The sequence below is a fragment of the Variovorax sp. VRV01 genome (assembly GCF_014852545.1).
Taxonomy (GTDB): Bacteria; Pseudomonadota; Gammaproteobacteria; order Burkholderiales; family Burkholderiaceae_C; genus Variovorax; species Variovorax beijingensis_A.
Window position 1 is genome coordinate 524,723 of the sequence record NZ_JACVBS010000001.1, and the last position, 18,277, is coordinate 542,999.

15 protein-coding genes are annotated in these 18,277 nt (G+C 68.6%); 14 read left to right on the plus strand and 1 reads right to left on the minus strand.

Annotated features, from left to right (window positions below; genetic code table 11):
- Positions 1-7: 7 nt before the first annotated feature.
- On the minus strand, positions 8-1,201 hold the full coding sequence (locus IB278_RS02575; RefSeq protein ID WP_145745637.1) for a patatin-like phospholipase family protein: 1,194 nt from the start codon (positions 1,199-1,201) through the stop codon (positions 8-10).
- Positions 1,202-1,303: 102 nt separating this feature from the next.
- On the opposite strand from IB278_RS02575, the gene apbC reads away from it, so the two are divergent.
- The 14 genes from apbC (at position 1,304) to IB278_RS02645 (ending at position 18,274) form a co-directional block, all read left to right on the plus strand.
- Positions 1,304-2,395, plus strand: a complete 1,092-nt coding sequence (apbC, locus tag IB278_RS02580; RefSeq protein ID WP_145745635.1) for an iron-sulfur cluster carrier protein ApbC — start codon at positions 1,304-1,306, stop codon at positions 2,393-2,395.
- A 14-nt stretch (positions 2,396-2,409) separates the two neighbouring features.
- Entirely contained in the window at positions 2,410-3,354 is a 945-nt protein-coding gene (locus tag IB278_RS02585) for a LysR substrate-binding domain-containing protein (RefSeq protein ID WP_145745633.1), read from the plus strand.
- Between the two features lie 238 nt (positions 3,355-3,592).
- Positions 3,593-5,338, plus strand: a complete 1,746-nt coding sequence (locus IB278_RS02590) for an NAD(P)H-dependent oxidoreductase subunit E (RefSeq protein WP_192322646.1) — start codon at positions 3,593-3,595, stop codon at positions 5,336-5,338.
- A complete protein-coding gene (fdhF, locus tag IB278_RS02595) occupies positions 5,335-8,208 on the plus strand; it encodes a formate dehydrogenase subunit alpha (protein ID WP_192322532.1) in 2,874 nt (957 codons plus the stop codon). Before IB278_RS02590 ends, fdhF begins: the two co-directional genes overlap by 4 nt.
- An 85-nt stretch (positions 8,209-8,293) precedes the next feature.
- Positions 8,294-8,641: a winged helix-turn-helix domain-containing protein gene (locus IB278_RS02600; protein ID WP_015866846.1), complete on the plus strand. Its 348-nt coding sequence runs from the start codon at positions 8,294-8,296 to the stop codon at positions 8,639-8,641.
- Positions 8,642-8,752: 111 nt separating this feature from the next.
- On the plus strand, positions 8,753-9,436 hold the full coding sequence (gene modB, locus IB278_RS02605; protein WP_145745628.1) for a molybdate ABC transporter permease subunit: 684 nt from the start codon (positions 8,753-8,755) through the stop codon (positions 9,434-9,436).
- A gap of 40 nt (positions 9,437-9,476) precedes the next feature.
- Complete coding sequence (gene modA / locus IB278_RS02610; protein WP_192322533.1) at positions 9,477-10,229, plus strand: molybdate ABC transporter substrate-binding protein; 753 nt, start codon at positions 9,477-9,479, stop codon at positions 10,227-10,229.
- Positions 10,226-11,023, plus strand: a complete 798-nt coding sequence (locus IB278_RS02615; protein WP_192322534.1) for an ABC transporter ATP-binding protein — start codon at positions 10,226-10,228, stop codon at positions 11,021-11,023. Before modA ends, IB278_RS02615 begins: the two co-directional genes overlap by 4 nt.
- A 7-nt stretch (positions 11,024-11,030) precedes the next feature.
- The gene (locus IB278_RS02620; RefSeq protein ID WP_062365734.1) at positions 11,031-11,600 is read left to right on the plus strand and encodes a DUF3305 domain-containing protein; all 570 of its coding nucleotides are present in this window, start codon (positions 11,031-11,033) and stop codon (positions 11,598-11,600) included.
- Entirely contained in the window at positions 11,593-12,249 is a 657-nt protein-coding gene (locus tag IB278_RS02625; RefSeq protein WP_192322535.1) for a DUF3306 domain-containing protein, read from the plus strand. Before IB278_RS02620 ends, IB278_RS02625 begins: the two co-directional genes overlap by 8 nt.
- Positions 12,173-14,311 (plus strand): 4Fe-4S dicluster domain-containing protein, encoded by a 2,139-nt coding sequence (locus tag IB278_RS02630; RefSeq protein ID WP_225612657.1) that lies wholly within the window; start codon positions 12,173-12,175, stop codon positions 14,309-14,311. The genes IB278_RS02625 and IB278_RS02630 overlap by 77 nt, the downstream gene beginning before the upstream one ends.
- Positions 14,308-14,925, plus strand: coding sequence for a molecular chaperone (locus IB278_RS02635; RefSeq protein WP_145745620.1), 618 nt, complete (start codon positions 14,308-14,310; stop codon positions 14,923-14,925). Before IB278_RS02630 ends, IB278_RS02635 begins: the two co-directional genes overlap by 4 nt.
- A 109-nt stretch (positions 14,926-15,034) precedes the next feature.
- Positions 15,035-15,268, plus strand: a complete 234-nt coding sequence (locus tag IB278_RS02640) for a formate dehydrogenase (protein WP_145745618.1) — start codon at positions 15,035-15,037, stop codon at positions 15,266-15,268.
- A 15-nt stretch (positions 15,269-15,283) separates the two neighbouring features.
- Complete coding sequence (locus IB278_RS02645) at positions 15,284-18,274, plus strand: formate dehydrogenase subunit alpha (protein ID WP_145745616.1); 2,991 nt, start codon at positions 15,284-15,286, stop codon at positions 18,272-18,274.
- Positions 18,275-18,277: the final 3 nt, after the last annotated feature.

Below are 18,277 nucleotides of genomic sequence, written 5' to 3' on the forward strand. Positions count from 1 at the left end.
ATCGGCTTCAGACCGCCGCATCCCACCCGAAGAAGCGCAGCACCTCGCCCTGCTGGCGCATCGCGTCGGCCCGCCCGAGCGCCATCAGCTCGCGCGTGTAGCCGGCCTCGAACAGCAGGTAGCTCGCGAGCGCGCCGCCCTTCACATCGGCCGCAACCCTGGAGCCGCCCAGCAGATGGCGCACCGCGCCGGGCAGCGCATCGACATGGCGCGCCGCAATCACGTCCAGGCGCTCCGACGGCGCGATCACCAGCAGGTCGAGCGGGCGCAGCGTGCTCGATGCGCGCGCTTCCTCGGGAATCAGGCCGAGCGTGTGGTTGATGCGCCGCAGCCGCTCGATGTCCACCGCCAGCGCGTCGAGAAAGATGCTCGACAGCGCATGGCCCGCAATCTGCGCCATGGTGGGATAGCCGCTGTAGGTGTTGGGCGCGTCGGCGTCGCGCGGCTCGTGCATGCGGCCCGCGCCGATCACCAGGATGCGCCGGGCGCCGAGGTGGATGGCCGCCGCGATGGGGGCCGACTGGCGCATCGAGCCGTCGCCGAAATATTCGGTATGCCCCTGCATCGGCAGCGCGGTGGCCGGAAACACGAAGGGAATGGCCGAGGAGGCCAGCAGGTGCGCGTGGCTGATGCGGTCGCGCACCGACAGCCGCTGCGAGCGCACCCAGGGCTCCATCGGCACCGCGGCCTCGAAGAAGGTGACGTGCTCGCCCGAGCTGTAGCTCGATGCGGTCACGGCCAGCGCCTGCAGGTGGCCCTGCCGCATGAGCTGCGGCAGGCGCTCGAGCGGCACCATGCGCGCCAGCAGCTCGGCCAGCGGCGCGTTGTCCAGCAGCGAGCGCGGCTTGATGCGCATCCAGTTGGCGGCAAAGCGCCCGAGCCCGAGCAGCATGCGCCAGCGCGTGCCGCTGCCGAGCACCGAGAGCGAGTCGGCGCGGTAGACCTGCCCGGCGTGGAAGTCGCGCCAGACCTGCGCGATGCGCTCGACGGCCCCTTCGAAGTCGTCGGCGCCGCAGGCCAGCGCGGCCGCATTGATCGCGCCGGCCGAGGTGCCCGTGATCACTTCGAAGGGATTGCGCTGGCCGGCAAAGCCCGCCACGCGCCGGATCCCGGCAATGGCCTCGAGCACGCCGACCTGGTAGGCGGCCCGGGCGCCGCCGCCGGTGAGCAGGAGACCGGTGGCGGGGGGTGTCTCTGGCATTGGATTGGTGTCGTTGTCCCCGGTGGGGGAAAGGCGAAGCGTGCGCACCCGGGGGCGAGCCATGAGACCCACTAGACTACCCGCCATTCAGGAGTTAGATCAATGGCACTCACCCCAGAAGGGATCATGGACGCGCTCAAGGCCGTCGCAGACCCCAACACCGGCAAGAATTTCGTGGCGACCCGGTCGCTCAAGAACCTGCAGATATCGGAGGGCGACGTGTCGTTCGACCTCGAGCTCGGCTACCCGGCCAAGAGCCAGCACGCGGCCATGCGCAAGGCGCTGGTGGCAGCGGCAAAGACGGTGCCGGGCGTGAGCAACGTCTCGGTCAACATCACGACCAAGGTCATCAGCCATGCGGTGCAGCGCGGCGTGCAGCTGATGCCCAACGTGAAGAACATCATCGCGGTGGCGTCCGGCAAGGGCGGCGTGGGCAAGAGCACCACGGCGGCCAACCTGGCGCTGGCGCTGGCCGCCGAAGGCGCGGCCGTCGGGCTGCTGGACGCCGACATCTACGGCCCGAGCCAGCCGATGATGCTGGGCATCGAGGGCCGGCCCGAGAGCGAGGACGGCAAGACCATGGAGCCGCTCGAGAACCACGGCGTGCAGGTCATGTCGATCGGCTTCCTGGTCGACCAGGACGAGGCCATGATCTGGCGCGGCCCCATGGCCACCCAGGCGCTGGAGCAGCTGCTGCGCCAGACCAACTGGAAAGACCTCGACTACCTGATCGTCGACATGCCGCCCGGCACCGGCGACATCCAGCTGACCCTTTCGCAGCGGGTGCCGATGACCGGCGCCGTGATCGTCACCACGCCGCAGGACATCGCGCTGCTCGATGCCAAGAAGGGCATCAAGATGTTCGAGAAGGTCGGCGTGCCGATCCTGGGCATCGTGGAGAACATGGCGGTGCACATCTGCTCCAACTGCGGCCACGTCGAGCACATCTTCGGCTCCGAGGGTGGCAAGAAGATGGCTGAGCAGTACCAGATGGAATACCTGGGCGCGCTGCCGCTGGACATCAACATCCGGCTGCAGGCCGACAGCGGCAAGCCGACCGTGGTGGCCGACCCCGACGGCGAAGTGGCCGGCATCTACAAGGCCGTCGCGCGGCAGGTGGCGGTGGGCATTGCCGAGAAGGCCAAGGACTTCTCGGCGAAGTTCCCGACCATCTCCATCAGCAAGAACACCTGATCGGCGGCGCGCCCGTGAATCTTCTCGCGTCGATGCGCTATCTGGTTGCGCTCAGCGAGCACAAGCATTTCGGACGCGCGGCGCAGGCCTGCCACATCACGCAGCCGGCGCTGTCGAACGCGCTGCGCTCGCTCGAAAGCGAATTCGGCGTGGTCATCGTCAAGCGTGCGCGCGTCTACGTGGGGCTCACGCACGAAGGCGAGCGGGTGCTGGCCACGGCCCAGCGCATGCTGCGCGACAACGAGGTGCTGCAGCAGGAGCTGCGCAGCGAAGAGGGCCATCCGCGCGGACGGCTGCGCATGGCGGCGGTGCCCACCGCCATTCCGATGCTGTCGCGCTTTGCCGCGATGCTGCACGAGCTGCACCCGGGCATCGTGCCGGCGGTGCTCTCGATGAGCTCGCAAGACCTGGAAACGGGGCTCGAAAGCCTCTCGGTCGACCTCGCGCTCGGCTATACCGAGCGCATGCATTTGCCTGGCATCAAGCTCACGGCCTGGCCGCAGAGCGTGGAGCACTACTTCCTGCTGCGGCGCGCGGCAAGGCCATCGGCCGACCGGCTGCGCATCGGCCAGCCGATGTCATGGGCCGAGGCCGGCCAGCGGCCGCTGTGCCTGCTCACGCCCGACATGCACAACCGCTCCATCATCGACCAGGCGCTGCGCGACGCCGGCATTGCGCTGGAGCCGGCGATCGAGACCAACTCGGTACTTACCCTTGCATTGGCCGTGCTCGCGGGCACCGTGAGCAGCGTGCTGCCGGGGTCGATGGTGGCGGCCGTGCGCAGCTACCGCGAGCTGGAGGCCTTGCCGCTGGTCGCCCCCGAGGTCAAGACCCCGCTGGGCTTCATGACCCAGACCGGCGTGCGCCCCTCGCGCGCGCTCGATGCCGCCCTGGTGTTCCTGCAGACGCCGGCATGGCGCGAGCAGGTGCGGCTGCACAGCGGCGCCCTCGGCGAATAGCCTCGGTGCGGCGGCCGCCCCGGACGGCCATTTAGTTATTGAATCGATCGATGTGCCGATCGAATTTGACGCGCCCAGGGCCGCCCCACACACTCGGTCAGCCTCAAGCATTGTTGGGGCATTTCCGAGACATCGAAAAAAGGCCCAGGCAGTGAACAACCACCCAGCCACGACCCGCGAGACAACAACAAAGGCGGCCAGCACGCACACCATCGTGCCGCTCGCCACCGCCGACGAGATGCGCGAGCGCATCCGCCGCAAGAGCAAGCTCAAGGGCCGCCAGCCCGAGGAAGCGGCGCTCGTCGAAGTGCGCACGCTGATCGGCGCGCGTCCGGCCGAGGGCCACCGGCGCGACCTGCTCATCGAGCACCTGCACAAGCTCAACGACGCCTTCCGCTGCCTGCACGACCGCCACCTGGTGGCGCTGGCACGGGAAATGAACATTCCCATGGCCGAGGTCTACGAGGTGGCGACCTTCTATCACCACTTCGAAGTGGTGCGCGGCGACGAAGCGGCACCGGGCCTCACGGTCCGCGTGTGCGACGGCCTGGCCTGCGAACTGGCCGGTGCGAAGGACCTGATGGCGCGGCTGCCCGAACTGCTCGGCGTCGAGGGCGGCGACGTGCGCGTGATTGCGGCGCCCTGCATCGGCCGCTGCGAGCAGGCGCCCGCAGTGGCCGTCGACCGGCAGGCCGTGCCGCTTGCGACCACGGCCAAGGTGCTGCAGGCGCTGAAGTCCGACCCCGACGAAGCCACGGTCGCGTATTTCGACGCGGCCGCGTTCGCCGAGAAAAGCATCTCGCCGCTGCCCGGCGCCATCGAACGCATGCCGGCCTTCACCGACTACGCCACCTACCGCGCGCACGGCGGCTACGCGCTCGCATCCGCGCTCGTCAACGGCGAGGAAGACGCCGAAGCCATCATCAAGACCATGGAAGACTCGGGCCTGCGCGGCCTGGGCGGCGCGGGCTTTCCGGCCGGGCGCAAGTGGCGCATCGTGCGCGACCAGCCCGCGCCCCGGCTCATGGCGGTGAACATCGACGAAGGCGAGCCCGGCACCTTCAAGGACCGCACGTATCTCGAGCGCGACCCGCACCGTTTTCTCGAAGGCCTGGTGGTGGCGGCACAGATCGTCGGCATCGAGCAGTGCTACATCTACCTGCGCGACGAATACCACGACTGCCGCGCGCTGCTCGAAACCGAGCTGGCCCGGCTGCAGGCCGATCCGCCCTGCGCGCTGCCGCGCATCGAGCTGCGGCGCGGCGCGGGCGCCTACATCTGCGGCGAAGAGTCGGCCATGATCGAAAGCATCGAGGGCAAGCGCGGCGAACCGCGCATGCGCCCGCCGTACATCGCGCAGGTGGGCCTGTTCGGCCGACCGACGCTGGAGCACAACTTCGAAACCCTTTACTGGGTGCGCGACATCGTCGAAAAAGGTGCGGCCTGGTTCAGCGGCTTCGGCCGCCACGGCCGCAAGGGCCTGCGCAGCTTCAGCGTGAGCGGCCGCGTGAAGCACCCGGGCGTCAAGCTCGCACCCGCGGGCATCACGGTGCAGGAGCTCATCGACGAATACTGCGGCGGCATGCTCGATGGCCACTCGCTGTACGCCTACCTGCCGGGCGGTGCATCGGGAGGCATCCTGCCGGCGCGCATGAACGACATTTCGCTCGACTTCGACACGCTGCAGCCCTACGGCTGCTTCATCGGCTCGGCTGCCGTGATGGTGCTGAGCCAGCACGACCGTGCCCGAGACGCCGCGCTCAACGTGATGCGCTTCTTCGAGCACGAGAGCTGCGGCCAGTGCACGCCCTGCCGCGTCGGCACCGCCAAGGCCGCGGCACTGATGCATGCGCCGGTATGGGACAACGCCACGCTCGAAGACCTGGCACAGGTCATGGGCGACGCTTCTATCTGCGGGCTCGGCCAGGCGGCCCCCAACCCGATCCGCTGCATCCAGCAATATTTCCCGGAGGAGGTGGCATGAACGCCCCGTCCAAGCTCGCGGAGCTGATGCCGCAAACCATCGAATTCACGCTCGACGGCCAAGCCATCCAGGCCTTCGACGGCGAGACCATCTACAAGGCGGCCGAGCGCCACGGCGTCGAGATTCCCCACCTGTGCTTCAAGGACGGCTACCGCGCCGACGGCAACTGCCGCGCCTGCGTGGTCGAGGTGAAGGGCGAGCGCACGCTGGCGCCCAGTTGCTGCCGCAACGTGACGGCCGGCATGGAAGTGAAGGCCACCAGCGAGCGCGCGCTCAAGAGCCAGAAGATGGTGGTCGAGATGCTGCTGTCCGACATGCCCGACGCCGGCTACAAGTGGATCGGCGACGACGCCACCCAGCAGCACGGCGAGCTCAGCGCCTGGGCGAAGAAGCTCGACATCGCGGTGCGGCCCGAACTCAAGGCGCTGCGCCGCGAGCAGCCCAAGGCCGACATCTCGCATCCCGCGATGGCCGTCAACCTCGATGCCTGCATCCAGTGCAACCGCTGCGTGCGCGCTTGCCGCGAAGAGCAGGTCAACGACGTCATCGGCTACGCGCTGCGCGGGGGCGACAGCAAGATCGTGTTCGACCTGGACGACCCGATGGGCGACAGCACCTGCGTGGCCTGCGGCGAATGCGTGCAGGCCTGCCCGACCGGCGCGCTGATGCCCAAGAGCCACATTGGCTCGCAGCAGGTCGACCGCAAGGTCGATTCGGTGTGCCCGTTCTGCGGCGTGGGCTGCCTCGTGACCTACAACGTGAAGGACGAAAAGATCGTCAGCGTCGACGGCCGCGACGGCCCGGCCAACCACAACCGCCTGTGCGTGAAGGGCCGCTTCGGCTTCGACTACGCGCACCATCCGCAGCGCCTGACCAAGCCGCTGATCCGCAAGGCCGGCATGCCGAAGGACTTCGGCGACACGCCGCGGCCGGACGACTGGAGCGAATATTTCCGTGAGGCCACCTGGGAAGAGGCGCTCGCGCTCACCACTGGCAAGCTCTCTCAGCTGCGCGACGGTTACGGACCCAAGTCGCTCGCGGGCTTCGGCTCTGCCAAGGGCAGCAACGAAGAGGCCTATCTGTTCCAGAAGCTCGTGCGCACGGGCTTCGGCAGCAACAACATCGACCACTGCACGCGGCTGTGCCACGCCTCCAGCGTGGCGGCGCTGCTCGAAGGCGTGGGCTCGGGCGCGGTGAGCAACCAGGTCAACGACGTGGAGCATGCGGGGCTGATCTTCGTCATCGGCTCCAACCCCACGGCCAACCACCCGGTGGCCGCCACCTGGATGAAGAACGCCGCCCAGCGCGGCGCCAAGATCGTGCTGGCCGACCCGCGCCGCACCGACATCAGCCGCCATGCCTGGCGCACGCTGCAGTTCAAGGCCGACACCGACGTGGCCATGCTCAATGCGCTGATCCACGCCGTGATCGACGAAGGCCTGGTCGACCAGGAATTCGTGCGCACGCGCGCCAGCAACTACGAGGCGCTGCGCGAGAACGTCAAGGGCTACAGCCCCGAGGCGATGGCGCCCATCTGCGGCGTGCCGGCGGAAACGCTGCGCGAAGTGGCGCGGGCCTTTGCCACCGCCAAGGGCTCGATGATCCTCTGGGGCATGGGCATCAGCCAGCACGTGCACGGCACCGACAACGCGCGCTGCCTCATCGCGCTGGCCACCGTCACCGGCCAGATCGGCAAGCCGGGCTCGGGCCTGCATCCGCTGCGCGGCCAGAACAACGTGCAGGGCGCGAGCGACGCGGGCCTGATCCCGATGATGTTCCCCAACTACCAGCGCGTCGACAACCCGGCGGTGCATGCGTGGTTCGAGAACTTCTGGGGCACGCCGCTGGACGCGACGCCGGGCTACACCGTGGTCGAGATCATGCACAAGGCGCTCGCGCCCGACACCGATCCGCACAAGGTGCGCGGCATGTACATCATGGGCGAGAACCCGGCCATGAGCGACCCGGACCTGAACCATGCGCGCCATGCGCTCGCGAGCCTCGAGCACCTGGTGGTGCAGGACATCTTCATGACCGAGACCGCCTGGCTCGCCGACGTGGTGCTGCCCGCGAGCGCCTGGCCCGAGAAGACCGGCACGGTAAGCAACACCGACCGCATGGTGCAGCTCGGAAAGCGCGCGCTCAACCCGCCGGGCGACGCGCGGCCCGATCTCTGGATCATCCAGCAGATCGCCAGGGGCATGGGCCTGCAGTGGAACTACGAGGGCGAGGAATCGGGCGTGGCCGCGGTCTACGAGGAAATGCGCCAGGCCATGCATGCGGTCATCAGCGGCATCAGCTGGGAGCGGCTGCAGCGCGACTCGAGCGTGACCTACCCCTGCCTGAGCGAGGACGACCCGGGCCAGCCGACCGTGTTCATCGACGACTTCCCCACGGCCGACGGCCGCGTGAAACTGGTGCCCGCCGACATCATTCCGGCCGACGAGCGGCCCGATGCCGAATACCCCTTCGTGCTCATCACGGGACGCCAGCTCGAGCACTGGCACACGGGCAGCATGACGCGGCGCGCCACGGTGCTCGATGCGCTCGAGCCCATGGCCACGGCTTCGATGAACCAGGCCGACCTGCTGAAGCTCGGGCTCGAGGCCGGCGACGTGATCACCGTGCAGTCGCGCCGCGGCGAGGTCGCCATCCACGTGCGGCGCGACGACGGCACGCCCAGCGGCGCGGTGTTCGTTCCCTTCGCCTACTACGAGGCGGCGGCCAACCTGATGACCAATGCCGCGCTCGATCCCATGGGCAAGATCCCGGAGTTCAAGTACTGCGCGGTGCGCATCGCGCGCGGCGGCCAGCCGATGGCCGCCGCCGGCTACGGCACCGGCTCGGGCGTGCTCGCGGCGGTGGACTGAGGGCGGGGCGGAGGCGGAAGCGGGGGCCATGGTTTAACCTTGGCGCCAAGCTCCTCCCGCACCGTTCCTTCGCATCACCACCGGCATGAAAACCAGAGTCCAGTTCCGCCTGCGCATCTACAGGGACGACAGCATCGCCTTCGGCCCCGGCAAGATCGCCGTGCTGGAGGCGGTGGCGGAAACCGGCTCGATCTCGGCCGCGGCGCGCCAGCTGGGCATGTCGTACCGGCGCGCCTGGATGCTGATCGATGAAATGAACAACGCCCTGAGCTCCCCGGCCGTGAACACCGCGGCCGGCGGCTCGCGCGGCGGCGGCACGGCGCTCACTCCGGTGGGCGAGGAAATCGTCAAGCACTACCGTGCCATCGAGAACGCCGCGCGCCTGGCCACGGCGGCCGACGTGCGCGCGCTGACGCGCCTGCTGGCACCCTGAACTGTTCCACGCGCTGTATCCGAAGGGATATCGGCGCCATCCTCCTGCACCTGCCACGGACGCCCCTGCGTGGGGGAAGGTCCGTTCGTGCAACAATTGCGTTGTATCTTCATGAATACGACGAACTCCCTCATCGCCTCGGCCGACTGGTTCCCGCTGGTGCTGTCGCTCAAGGTGGCTGCGGTCGCGACCCTGCTGGCGCTCGTTGCCGGCGTGGCGCTGGGCTGGGTGTTCGCGCGCAAGCGGTTCCCGGGCCGCATGGTGCTCGAGGCGGTGTTCATGCTGCCGCTGGTGCTGCCGCCCACGGTCATCGGCTATGCCATCCTGGTGGCGGCGGGGCGCCACAGTCCGCTCGGCAGCTGGCTGCGCGAGCATTTCGACTACAGCATCATCTTCAGCTGGCATGGCGCCGTGGTGGCGTCGGCCGTGGTGGCGCTGCCGCTGGTGCTGAAGTCGGCGAGCGCCGCTTTCGCGGGCGTGGACCGCTCGCTCGAAGCCGCCGCCAGCACGCTGCGCCAGTCGCCGCTCTCGGTTTTTCTGCGCGTGACGCTGCCGCTGGCCTGGCCCGGCATCCTGGCCGGCACCCTGCTCGCGTTCGCGCGCGCCATGGGCGAATTCGGCGCCTCGCTGATGGTGGCGGGCTCCATTCCGCAGCAGACCCAGACCCTGTCGATGGCCATCTACGACGCGGTGCAGGCCGGCCACGACGACCTCGCGCTGCTGCTGGTGGTGGTGACCTCGCTGCTGTCGGTCACCGTGCTGGTGCTGTCGAACCGCTTCTTCTCGCTGCGCTGAGCGATCCACTCCCCAACCAGGAAAACCAGGAAACCCGTCCATGCGTGCGTTGCGTCTTCTTCTGCCTCTTGTGCTGGCCATGGTGCTGCCGCTGGGCGCGGCGGCCCAGCAGATCACCGTGTCCGCGGCCGCCAGCCTGACGGACGCGTTCAAGGAGCTCGGCCCGAAGTTCGAGGCCGCGACGCCGGGCGCCACGGTGCGCTTCAATTTCGCGGCCTCGGGCGTGCTGCTGCAGCAGATCGGGCAGGGCGCGCCGGTCGACGTGTTCGCAAGCGCCGACCAGGAGACCATGGGCCGCGCCGCCGAACAGAAGCTCATCGATGCGGCCACGCGCCGCAACTTCGCGAGCAACGCCCTGGTGCTGATCGAGCCGGCCAAGGGCGCGGCCGGCGTCAAGTCGCTGCAGGACCTTTCCGGCGCGGGCGTCCGGAGGATTGCCGTCGGCAAGACAGCCACCGTGCCGGTCGGCCGCTACACGCGGCAGGTGCTGGAAGGCGCGGGGCTCTGGAGCGTGCTCGAGCCCAAGTTCGTGCAGGCCGACAGCGTGCGCCAGGTGCTCGACTACGTGGCCCGCGGCGAGGTCGAGGCCGGCTTCGTCTACCGCACCGATGCGGCCGTGATGAGCGAGAAGGTCCGGGTCGCCTTCGCGCCGGCGACCACCATGCCGGTGACCTACCCGGTCGCGGTGGTCGCCGACAGCCGCCAGAAAGCCCTGGCCGGCGATTTCGTGGCCTTTCTTTCCAGCGACGCCGCGCGCGAGGTGCTCGCGCGCCACGGCTTCGGCAAGCCATGATCGACGTCGACCTGAAGCTCACGGTCACCGACGGCACGCGCCGCTTCGACCTGGCAGCGCGCTTTGCGACCGACGTGCCTTTTGCCGCGCTCTACGGCCCTTCGGGCGCGGGCAAGACGCTCACCTTGCAGGCCATCGCGGGACTGCTGCATCCGTCCGCGGGCCATGTGCGGCTCGACGGCCGCACGCTCTACGACTCCGCCCGCGGCATCGACGTGCCCGCGCCGGCGCGGCGCATCGGCTATCTGTTCCAGAACTACGCGTTGTTCCCGCACCTGTCGGTGCGCGAGAACGTGGCGTTCGGCCTGACCGCCTGGCACCGGCGGAGGCTGCCGCCGCGCGAGGCCGAGCGGGTGCAGGCATTGCTCGAAGGCTTTGGCCTGGCGGCGCTTGCCGACAGCCGGCCGCAGAAGCTCTCGGGCGGCCAGCAGCAGCGCGTGGCGCTGGCCCGCGCGCTGGCCTGCCAGCCGCAGGTGCTGCTGCTCGACGAGCCCTTTGCCGCGCTCAACCCCATGCTGCGCAGCGAACTGCGCCGCGAACTCGCGCAGGTCAGCCGTCAATGGGGGATTCCCGTGCTGATGATCACGCACGACATCGAGGACGTGCTGGCGCTGGCCGACGTGGCCTTCGTCTACAGCGACGGCCAGGTGGTGCGCGAGATCGACCTGCACAACGCGCAGAGCCGCGATTTCGCGCTGCGCGAGGCGGGCGGCGTGCCGGTCCCCGAGGCTTCGCCGCTGCATCGAAAGCTGCGCGGCCTGCTGCTGCAGGATGCCGGATGCCCCTCAAGCTGAAAGCGGCATGCGGCGGCGCTACGATCGCCGCATGAATCCTTCCATCGATGTTGCCGTCGTGATGCGCCGCGAGCGCGTCGAGAGCCGCTGGCAGTCCTGGCGCTGGATTCTCGAAAGCGTCGGCCCCGACCAGCCCGGCTTCGGCACCGAGCCGCGCCTGCTCGAGGCGAACGAGAGCGCGCAGCGCTGGCTGCACCCCGGCTTCAAGACCGAGCTGTTCCGCGACGACGTGGAGGGCTACCACCTGAACGCCACCACGCCCGCGCCCTGCTGGTTCGTGCTGTGGCGCATGGAGGAAGAGCCCACGGTGGCCGACGAGCCGATCGCGCGGCCGGTGGTGGTGAGCCTCAGCTACAACGAGGCCGGCCGCTGGCTCGACGCGCAGGAAACGGTGGAGCAGGTGCCCGCGCCCGAGGAGGTGATCGAGTGGATGCGCGGCTTCGTGCAGGCGCATTACGTGATCGAGCCCAAGCGCCGCAAGCGTCCCGAGAGCTTCCGTCCGCTGGTCGACCGCTTCGGCAACGCGGCCAGCGTGTCGACCGAGAAGAAGCGCGGGCGCGGAGCGGGCGATGTCTGAGAATTTCTTCGACCGCTGGTCGCGCCGCAAGAAGGAAGCGCGCGAAGAGCTCTCGCCTCCTCCCGCCGTGCAAGAGGTGGAAGAGGCGGCCGGTGCGCGCGTCGAAACCCCAACGCCTGTGACCGCAGCTGCGAGCCCCGCGGCCGGCCTTCCCGCCGAAGGGCAAGCGGAAATACCCCCGCCCACGCTCGCCGACGCACAGGCGCTCACGCCCGAGTCCGACTTCCGGCCCTTCGTGGCCAGGAACGTCGCGCCCGAGGTGAAAAACACTGCTTTCAGAAAGCTCTTTGCCGATCCGCAGTTCAACGTGATGGACGGCATGGACACTTACGTCGACGACTACTCCCAATCGACGCCGATTCCCGACAGCGTGCTGCGCCAGATGGCCAGCGCCAAGTTCCTCAGGCTGTTCGAGCACGAGGAAGAGTCCGAGGCGCAACAGCAGGAACCCGCTGTCCCCGCGGAAACCCCGCAAGGCGCCGCACCGCCGGACGTGGCACAGTCCCAGCCTCCGGAGGAATTCCTCCCCAGCCAGCAGGTTGCAGATGCGCAGCCCGCAAGCCAGAAGACCGATGACCACAACGCTGATCTGCGACTGCAACCAGACGATGCCGCTCGAGCCGAGGACGCTCGGCGCGGCGCTGGCTGAGCCGCTGCCCCTTCATTCCACCCTGTGCCGCCGCGAGGCGCCGGCTTTCCAGCGCGCCATCCGCTCGGGCGACGACGTGGTGGTGGCCTGCATGCAGGAGCGCCGGCTCTTCACCGAGCTGGCCGAACAGACCGAGGGCGCGACCTCGCCGATCCGCTTCGTGAACATCCGCGAAACCGGCGGCTGGAGCCGCGACGCCAAGAGCGCGAGCCCCAAGATCGCCGCGCTGCTGGCCGTGGCCCGCCTGCCCGAGCCCGATCCGGTTGCGACCGTGAGCTACGCGAGCCAGGGCCGGCTCTTGATCGTCGGCCCGCTCGATGCGGCCGAGAAGGCCGCCGCGCTGGTGGCCGATTCGCTGCAGGTCTCCATCTTCTCCACCGGCCCCGGCACCGCCGGCGGCGCGCAGGAACGCCGCTGGCCCGTGATGGCGGGGCGCATCGCATCGCTCACGGGCTGGCTCGGCGCCTTCTCGCTGCGCTGGACGCGCGACAACCCCATCGACCTCGACCTGTGCACGCGCTGCAATGCGTGCCTCGGCGCCTGCCCCGAGCAGGCGATCGGGCTCGACTACCAGATCGACATGGCGAAGTGCACCTCGCACCGCGACTGCGAAAAAGCCTGCAGCGTAGCCGGCGCCATCCACTTCGGCCGCGCGTCCGAGGCGCTCGATGCCGAGTTCGACCTGGTGCTCGACCTGGGCGCGCGCGCGCTGATCGACTGGCATGCGCCGCCGCAGGGCTATTTCCACCTGGCCGGCGGGCTGGCGCATGCCGAAGGTCTGTCGACCGTGCTGCGCCTGCGCGAGCTGGTGGGTGAATTCGAGAAGCCGAAATTCTTCGACTACAAGCAGAAGCTCTGCGCCCACAGCCGCAACGAAGTGGTGGGCTGCAACGCCTGCGTCGAGGTCTGCTCGGCGCATGCCATCTCGAGCGACAAGGAGCGCCAGCGCATCGTCGTCAATCCGCAGCTCTGCGTGGGCTGCGGCGCCTGCACTACCGTGTGCCCGACCGGTGCGCTGGGCTACACCTACCCGCGCACGCCCGACCAGGGCCGCAAGCTGCGCACGCTGCTCGCCACCTATCTAGGGGCCGGCGGCCGCGACGCCACGGTGCTGCTGCACAGCGAAGAGGGCGGGCAGGCGCTCATCGAACAGCTCGGCCGCGCGGCCCAGCTGGGGCGCGGCAAGCGCGACGGCCTCGCCGGCGTGCCCGCGCACGTGCTGCCGGTGGCGCTCATGCATGTTGCGAGCACCGGCATCGACCTGTGGCTCAGCGCCATCGCCTTCGGCGCCTCGCAGGTGGCGGTGCTCGCCATCGGCGAGGAGGCGCCGCAATACCTCGAAGCGCTGAAGAAGCAGATGGCCGTCGCGCAGGCGCTGCTGACGGGCCTGGGCTACTCCGGCACCCACTTCCACCTGGTCGAGGCCGGCACGCCGGCGGCACTCGATGCGGCCCTGGCGGGCCTGCGCGCCACGCGCCAGCGCGTGCCCGCCGCTGCCGCGCGCTTTGCCGTGGGCGCCGAGAAGCGCGGCACGCTCGAGATGACGCTCGACCACCTGATGGCACAGGCGCCGGCGCTTTCGGCGCCGCCTGCCGATGCCGCTGCAGCGCTTGAAATCGCACTGCCCGCCGGCTCCCCCTTTGGCGCGGTCACGGTCAACAGGGACAGCTGCACGCTGTGCCTGGCCTGCGTGAGCGCCTGCCCCGCGAGCGCGCTGCAGGACAACCAGAATGCGCCGCAGCTGCGCTTCATCGAGAAGAACTGCGTGCAGTGCGGGCTGTGCGCAACCACCTGCCCCGAGAACGCGATTGCGCTCGTGCCGCGCCTGCTCGCCGCCCCCGAGCGCAAGCAGCCCGTGGTGCTCAACGAGGCCAAGCCCTGGGCCTGCATCCGCTGCGGCAAGCCCTTCGGCACGCAGAAGGCCATCGAGGCGATGCTCGGCAGGCTCGCGGGCCACGCCATGTTCCAGGGCGAGGCGCTCGAGCGGCTCAAGATGTGCAGCGACTGCCGGGTGATCGACCTGTACAGCGCGCAAAACGAAATGAAGATCACGCAGCTATGAGCGAATTTCCTCCCATGACCTCGGCGCTCGACGAGGAGATCGCGCGGGCCGAGGTCTACGGCCTGCTCGCGCGCCTCTGGTATGCGGCGCCCGACGCCGAGCTGCTCGGCGCCTTCGGCGTGGCGCCCACCGAGGCGCCCGCGGCCGGCGCCTTCCTCGAGGAGCCCTGGCGGCAGCTGGTCGGCGCGGCGCGCGGCACCGACGCGGCCGCGGTGCATGCCGAGTACGACGCGCTCTTCGGCGGCATGGGCAAGCCCGAGATCTACCTGTTCGGCTCGCACTACCTGAGCGGCTTTCTCAACGACAAGCCGCTGGCGCAGCTGCGCACCGACCTGGCACGGCTCGGGCTCGCGCGCGGCGAGGCCGTGTCCGAAAGCGAAGACCATGTTGCCTGCCTGTTCGAGGTGATGCGCTACCTTATTGCCGGCGACGACGCGGCGGTGGCCAACCTCGCGCAGCAGCAGGCTTTTTTTGCCACCCACCTGCAGTCGTGGCTGCCGACGCTGTGCGATGCGGTGGCCCAACATCCGAAGGCGCATTTCTATGCGTCGCTGGCCGGCTTCACCCGGGCCTTCGCCGAGGTCGAAGTCCAGGGCTTCGACATGCTCGGTTGATCGTTCAAAGGAAGAGCTTGATGGTCGGGAATAAGGGTCTCGACTAGTATCCAGATGTATGCAAATCGGTTCATATCTGGTTTGTCCCCCAGCCACTCCTGGAGATCACATGCAGGACAGCCAAGCGGCCGGCACCCAGCCGGCCTCGCGTCGAGGTTTCTTTCTAGGTGCCGCCGGCGCCGGTGCCGCGGTTGCCGCGGTTTCGGTGCTTCCGAAGATGGTCGACACCCCCGCGGCGGCCGTCGAAGCCGCAGCGCCCGCGGCGAAGCCCGCGCCTGAAAAAGGCGGCGGCTATTCGCTGAGCGAACACGTCAAGCGCTATTACAAGACCGCTTCGGCCTGAAGCGGAAGATCCAAGATGTTGCTGACCAAGAAAACAGCCCCCGCGAACGGTGTCTCGCGGCAAGGGGAGCGCGAGTCGTCCTCCCCTTTCATTCACAGCCTGCGGCGCGGCCTTTCCGGCGCGCTGCCCACCATGGACCGGCGCGCGTTCCTGCGGCGCTCCGGGCTTGGCGTGGGCGTGGGCCTGGCCGCGGGCCAGCTCACGCTGATGCGCAAGGCCGAGGCGGCCGGCGATGCGCGGCCCGCCGCGATCGGCGCCGGCAAGGTCGAGATCAAGCGCACCGTGTGCTCCCACTGCTCGGTCGGCTGCGCCTCCGATGCGGTGGTCGAGAACGGCGTCTGGGTGCGCCAGGAGCCGGTGTTCGATTCGCCGATCAACCTTGGTGCGCATTGCGCCAAGGGTGCCGCACTGCGCGAGCACGGCCATGGCGAATACCGGCTGCGCTATCCGATGAAGCTGGTCAACGGCAAGTACGAACGCATCAGCTGGGACACCGCGCTCGACGAGATCACCGCCAAGCTGAAGGAACTGCGCCAGGCCAGCGGACCCGATTCGGTCTATTGGATCGGTTCGTCCAAGCACAGCAACGAGCAGTCCTACCTGCTGCGCAAGTTCGTGAGCTTCTGGGGCAGCAACAACTGCGACCACCAGGCGCGCATCTGCCACTCGACCACGGTCGCGGGCGTCGCGAACACATGGGGCTACGGCGCCATGACCAATTCGTACAACGACATGCGCGGCGCCAAGGTGGCGATGTACATCGGCTCCAACGCCGCCGAGGCGCATCCGGTCAGCATGCTGCACATGCTCCATGCCAAGGAGCATGGCTGCAAGATGATCGTGGTCGATCCGCGCTTCACGCGCACCGCGGCCAAGGCCGACGAGTACGTGCGCATCCGCTCGGGCTCCGACATCGCCTTCCTGTTCGGCATCCTGCACCACATCTTCAAGAACGGCTGGGAAGACAAGCAGTACATCAACGACCGCGTCTTCGGCATGGACAAGGTGCGCGAGGAAGTGCTGGCCAAGTGGACGCCCGACAAGGTCGAGGAGGCCTGCGGCGTGAAGGAGGCCCAGGTGCTCAAGGTGGCGACCTGGCTCAACGAGAACCGTCCCGGCACCGTCGTGTGGTGCATGGGCCAGACGCAGCACACCATCGGCAACGCGATCGTGCGGGCCTCGTGCATCCTGCAGCTTGCGCTCGGCAACGTGGGCAAGTCGGGCGGCGGCACCAACATCTTCCGCGGCCACGACAACGTGCAGGGCGCCACCGACGTGGGCCCGAACCCCGATTCGCTGCCCGGCTACTACGGCCTGGTCGAAGGCTCGTGGAAGCACTTTGCCGCCACCTGGGGCGTCGACTACGAATGGATCAAGGGCCGCTTCGCATCGCCCGCGATGATGAGCAAGCCCGGCATCACCGTGTCGCGCTGGATCGACGGCGTGCTCGAGAAGAACGAGCTGATCGACCAGGACTCGAACCTGCGCGGCGTGTTCTATTGGGGCCATGCGCCCAACTCGCAGACGCGCGGCCTCGAGATGAAGCGCGCCATGGACAAGCTCGACCTGCTGGTGGTGGTCGACCCCTATCCTTCGGCCACCGCGGCCATGGCGGCGATGCCCGGCAACCCCGACGACCTCAACAAGAACCGCGCCGTCTACCTGCTGCCCGCATGCACGCAGTTCGAGACCAGCGGCTCGGTCACCGCATCGAACCGTTCGATCCAGTGGCGCGAGAAGGTGATCGAGCCACTGTGGGAAAGCCGCAGCGACCACATGATCATGCAGCAGTTCGCCGACCGCCTGGGCTTCGGCAAGGAACTGAGCAAGAACTTCAAGATGCAGAAGGTCAAGGGCATGGACGAGCCCGTGCCCGACGACATCCTGCGCGAGATCAACAAGACCTGCTGGGCCGTGGGCTACACCGGCCAGAGCCCGGAGCGGCTGCAGGCGCACATGCGCAACATGGGCGCTTTCGACGTGCGCACGCTCAAGGTGAAGGCCGGCGTGAAGGACAAGGTCAACGGCTACGACCTCACGGGCGACTACTTCGGCCTGCCGTGGCCTTGCTACGGTACGCCCGAGCTCAAGCACCCGGGCTCGCCCAACCTCTACGACACCTCCAAGCACGTGATGGAGGGCGGCGGCAATTTCCGCGCGAACTTCGGCGTGGAGCGCGACGGCAAGAACCTGCTGGCCGAGGACGGCTCGCACTCGCTGGGCGCCGACATCACCACCGGCTACCCCGAACTCGACCACGTGCTGCTCAAGAAGCTGGGCTGGTGGGACGAGCTCACCGAGGCCGAGAAGCCGAAGGCCGAAGGCAAGAACTGGAAGACCGACAGCTCGGGCGGCATGATCCGCGTGTTCATGAAGAACCACGGCTGCCATCCCTTCGGCAATGCCAAGGCGCGCGCGGTGGTCTGGAACTTTCCCGACGCGATCCCGCAGCACCGCGAGCCGCTCTACGGCAACCGGCCCGACCTCATGGCCAAGTACCCGACGCACGACGACAAGATGGCGTTCTGGCGCCTGCCCACGCTCTACAAGAGCGTGCAGCAGAAGAACATCGCCGACAAGGTGGCCGAGAAGTTCCCGTACGTGATGACATCGGGCCGCCTCGTCGAATACGAGGGCGGCGGCGAGGAAACCCGCTCGAATCCCTGGCTCGCCGAGCTGCAGCAGGAGATGTTCATCGAGATCAATCCCAAGGTCGCGGCCGAGAAGGGCATCCGCAACGGCGAGCGCGCCTGGGTGCACACGCCCACCGGCGCCAAGCTCAACGTGCAGGCCCTGGTGACCGAGCGCGTGGGCCCGGACACGGTCTTCATGCCGTTCCACTTCTCGGGCCATTGGCAGGGCGCCGACATGCTCGGCTACTACCCTGCAGGTGCCGCCCCCGTGGTGCGCGGCGAGGCCATCAACACCGGCACGACCTACGGTTACGACAGCGTGACCATGATGCAAGAGACCAAGACCACGGTCTGCAACGTGGAAAAGGCATAAGGT

Excerpts from the sequence above, each read along its gene's own strand:
- IB278_RS02575 (WP_145745637.1), bottom strand. The coding sequence starts at position 1,201 with ATGCCAGAGACACCCCCCGCCACCGGTCTCCTGCTCACCGGCGGCGGC.
- apbC (WP_145745635.1), top strand. The coding sequence starts at position 1,304 with ATGGCACTCACCCCAGAAGGGATCATGGACGCGCTCAAGGCCGTCGCA.
- IB278_RS02590 (WP_192322646.1), top strand. The coding sequence starts at position 3,593 with ATGCGCGAGCGCATCCGCCGCAAGAGCAAGCTCAAGGGCCGCCAGCCC.
- fdhF (WP_192322532.1), top strand. The coding sequence starts at position 5,335 with ATGAACGCCCCGTCCAAGCTCGCGGAGCTGATGCCGCAAACCATCGAA.
- IB278_RS02600 (WP_015866846.1), top strand. The coding sequence starts at position 8,294 with ATGAAAACCAGAGTCCAGTTCCGCCTGCGCATCTACAGGGACGACAGC.
- modB (WP_145745628.1), top strand. The coding sequence starts at position 8,753 with ATGAATACGACGAACTCCCTCATCGCCTCGGCCGACTGGTTCCCGCTG.
- modA (WP_192322533.1), top strand. The coding sequence starts at position 9,477 with ATGCGTGCGTTGCGTCTTCTTCTGCCTCTTGTGCTGGCCATGGTGCTG.
- IB278_RS02615 (WP_192322534.1), top strand. The coding sequence starts at position 10,226 with ATGATCGACGTCGACCTGAAGCTCACGGTCACCGACGGCACGCGCCGC.
- IB278_RS02620 (WP_062365734.1), top strand. The coding sequence starts at position 11,031 with ATGCGGCGGCGCTACGATCGCCGCATGAATCCTTCCATCGATGTTGCC.
- IB278_RS02625 (WP_192322535.1), top strand. The coding sequence starts at position 11,593 with ATGTCTGAGAATTTCTTCGACCGCTGGTCGCGCCGCAAGAAGGAAGCG.
- IB278_RS02630 (WP_225612657.1), top strand. The coding sequence starts at position 12,173 with ATGACCACAACGCTGATCTGCGACTGCAACCAGACGATGCCGCTCGAG.
- IB278_RS02635 (WP_145745620.1), top strand. The coding sequence starts at position 14,308 with ATGAGCGAATTTCCTCCCATGACCTCGGCGCTCGACGAGGAGATCGCG.
- IB278_RS02640 (WP_145745618.1), top strand. The coding sequence starts at position 15,035 with ATGCAGGACAGCCAAGCGGCCGGCACCCAGCCGGCCTCGCGTCGAGGT.
- IB278_RS02645 (WP_145745616.1), top strand. The coding sequence starts at position 15,284 with ATGTTGCTGACCAAGAAAACAGCCCCCGCGAACGGTGTCTCGCGGCAA.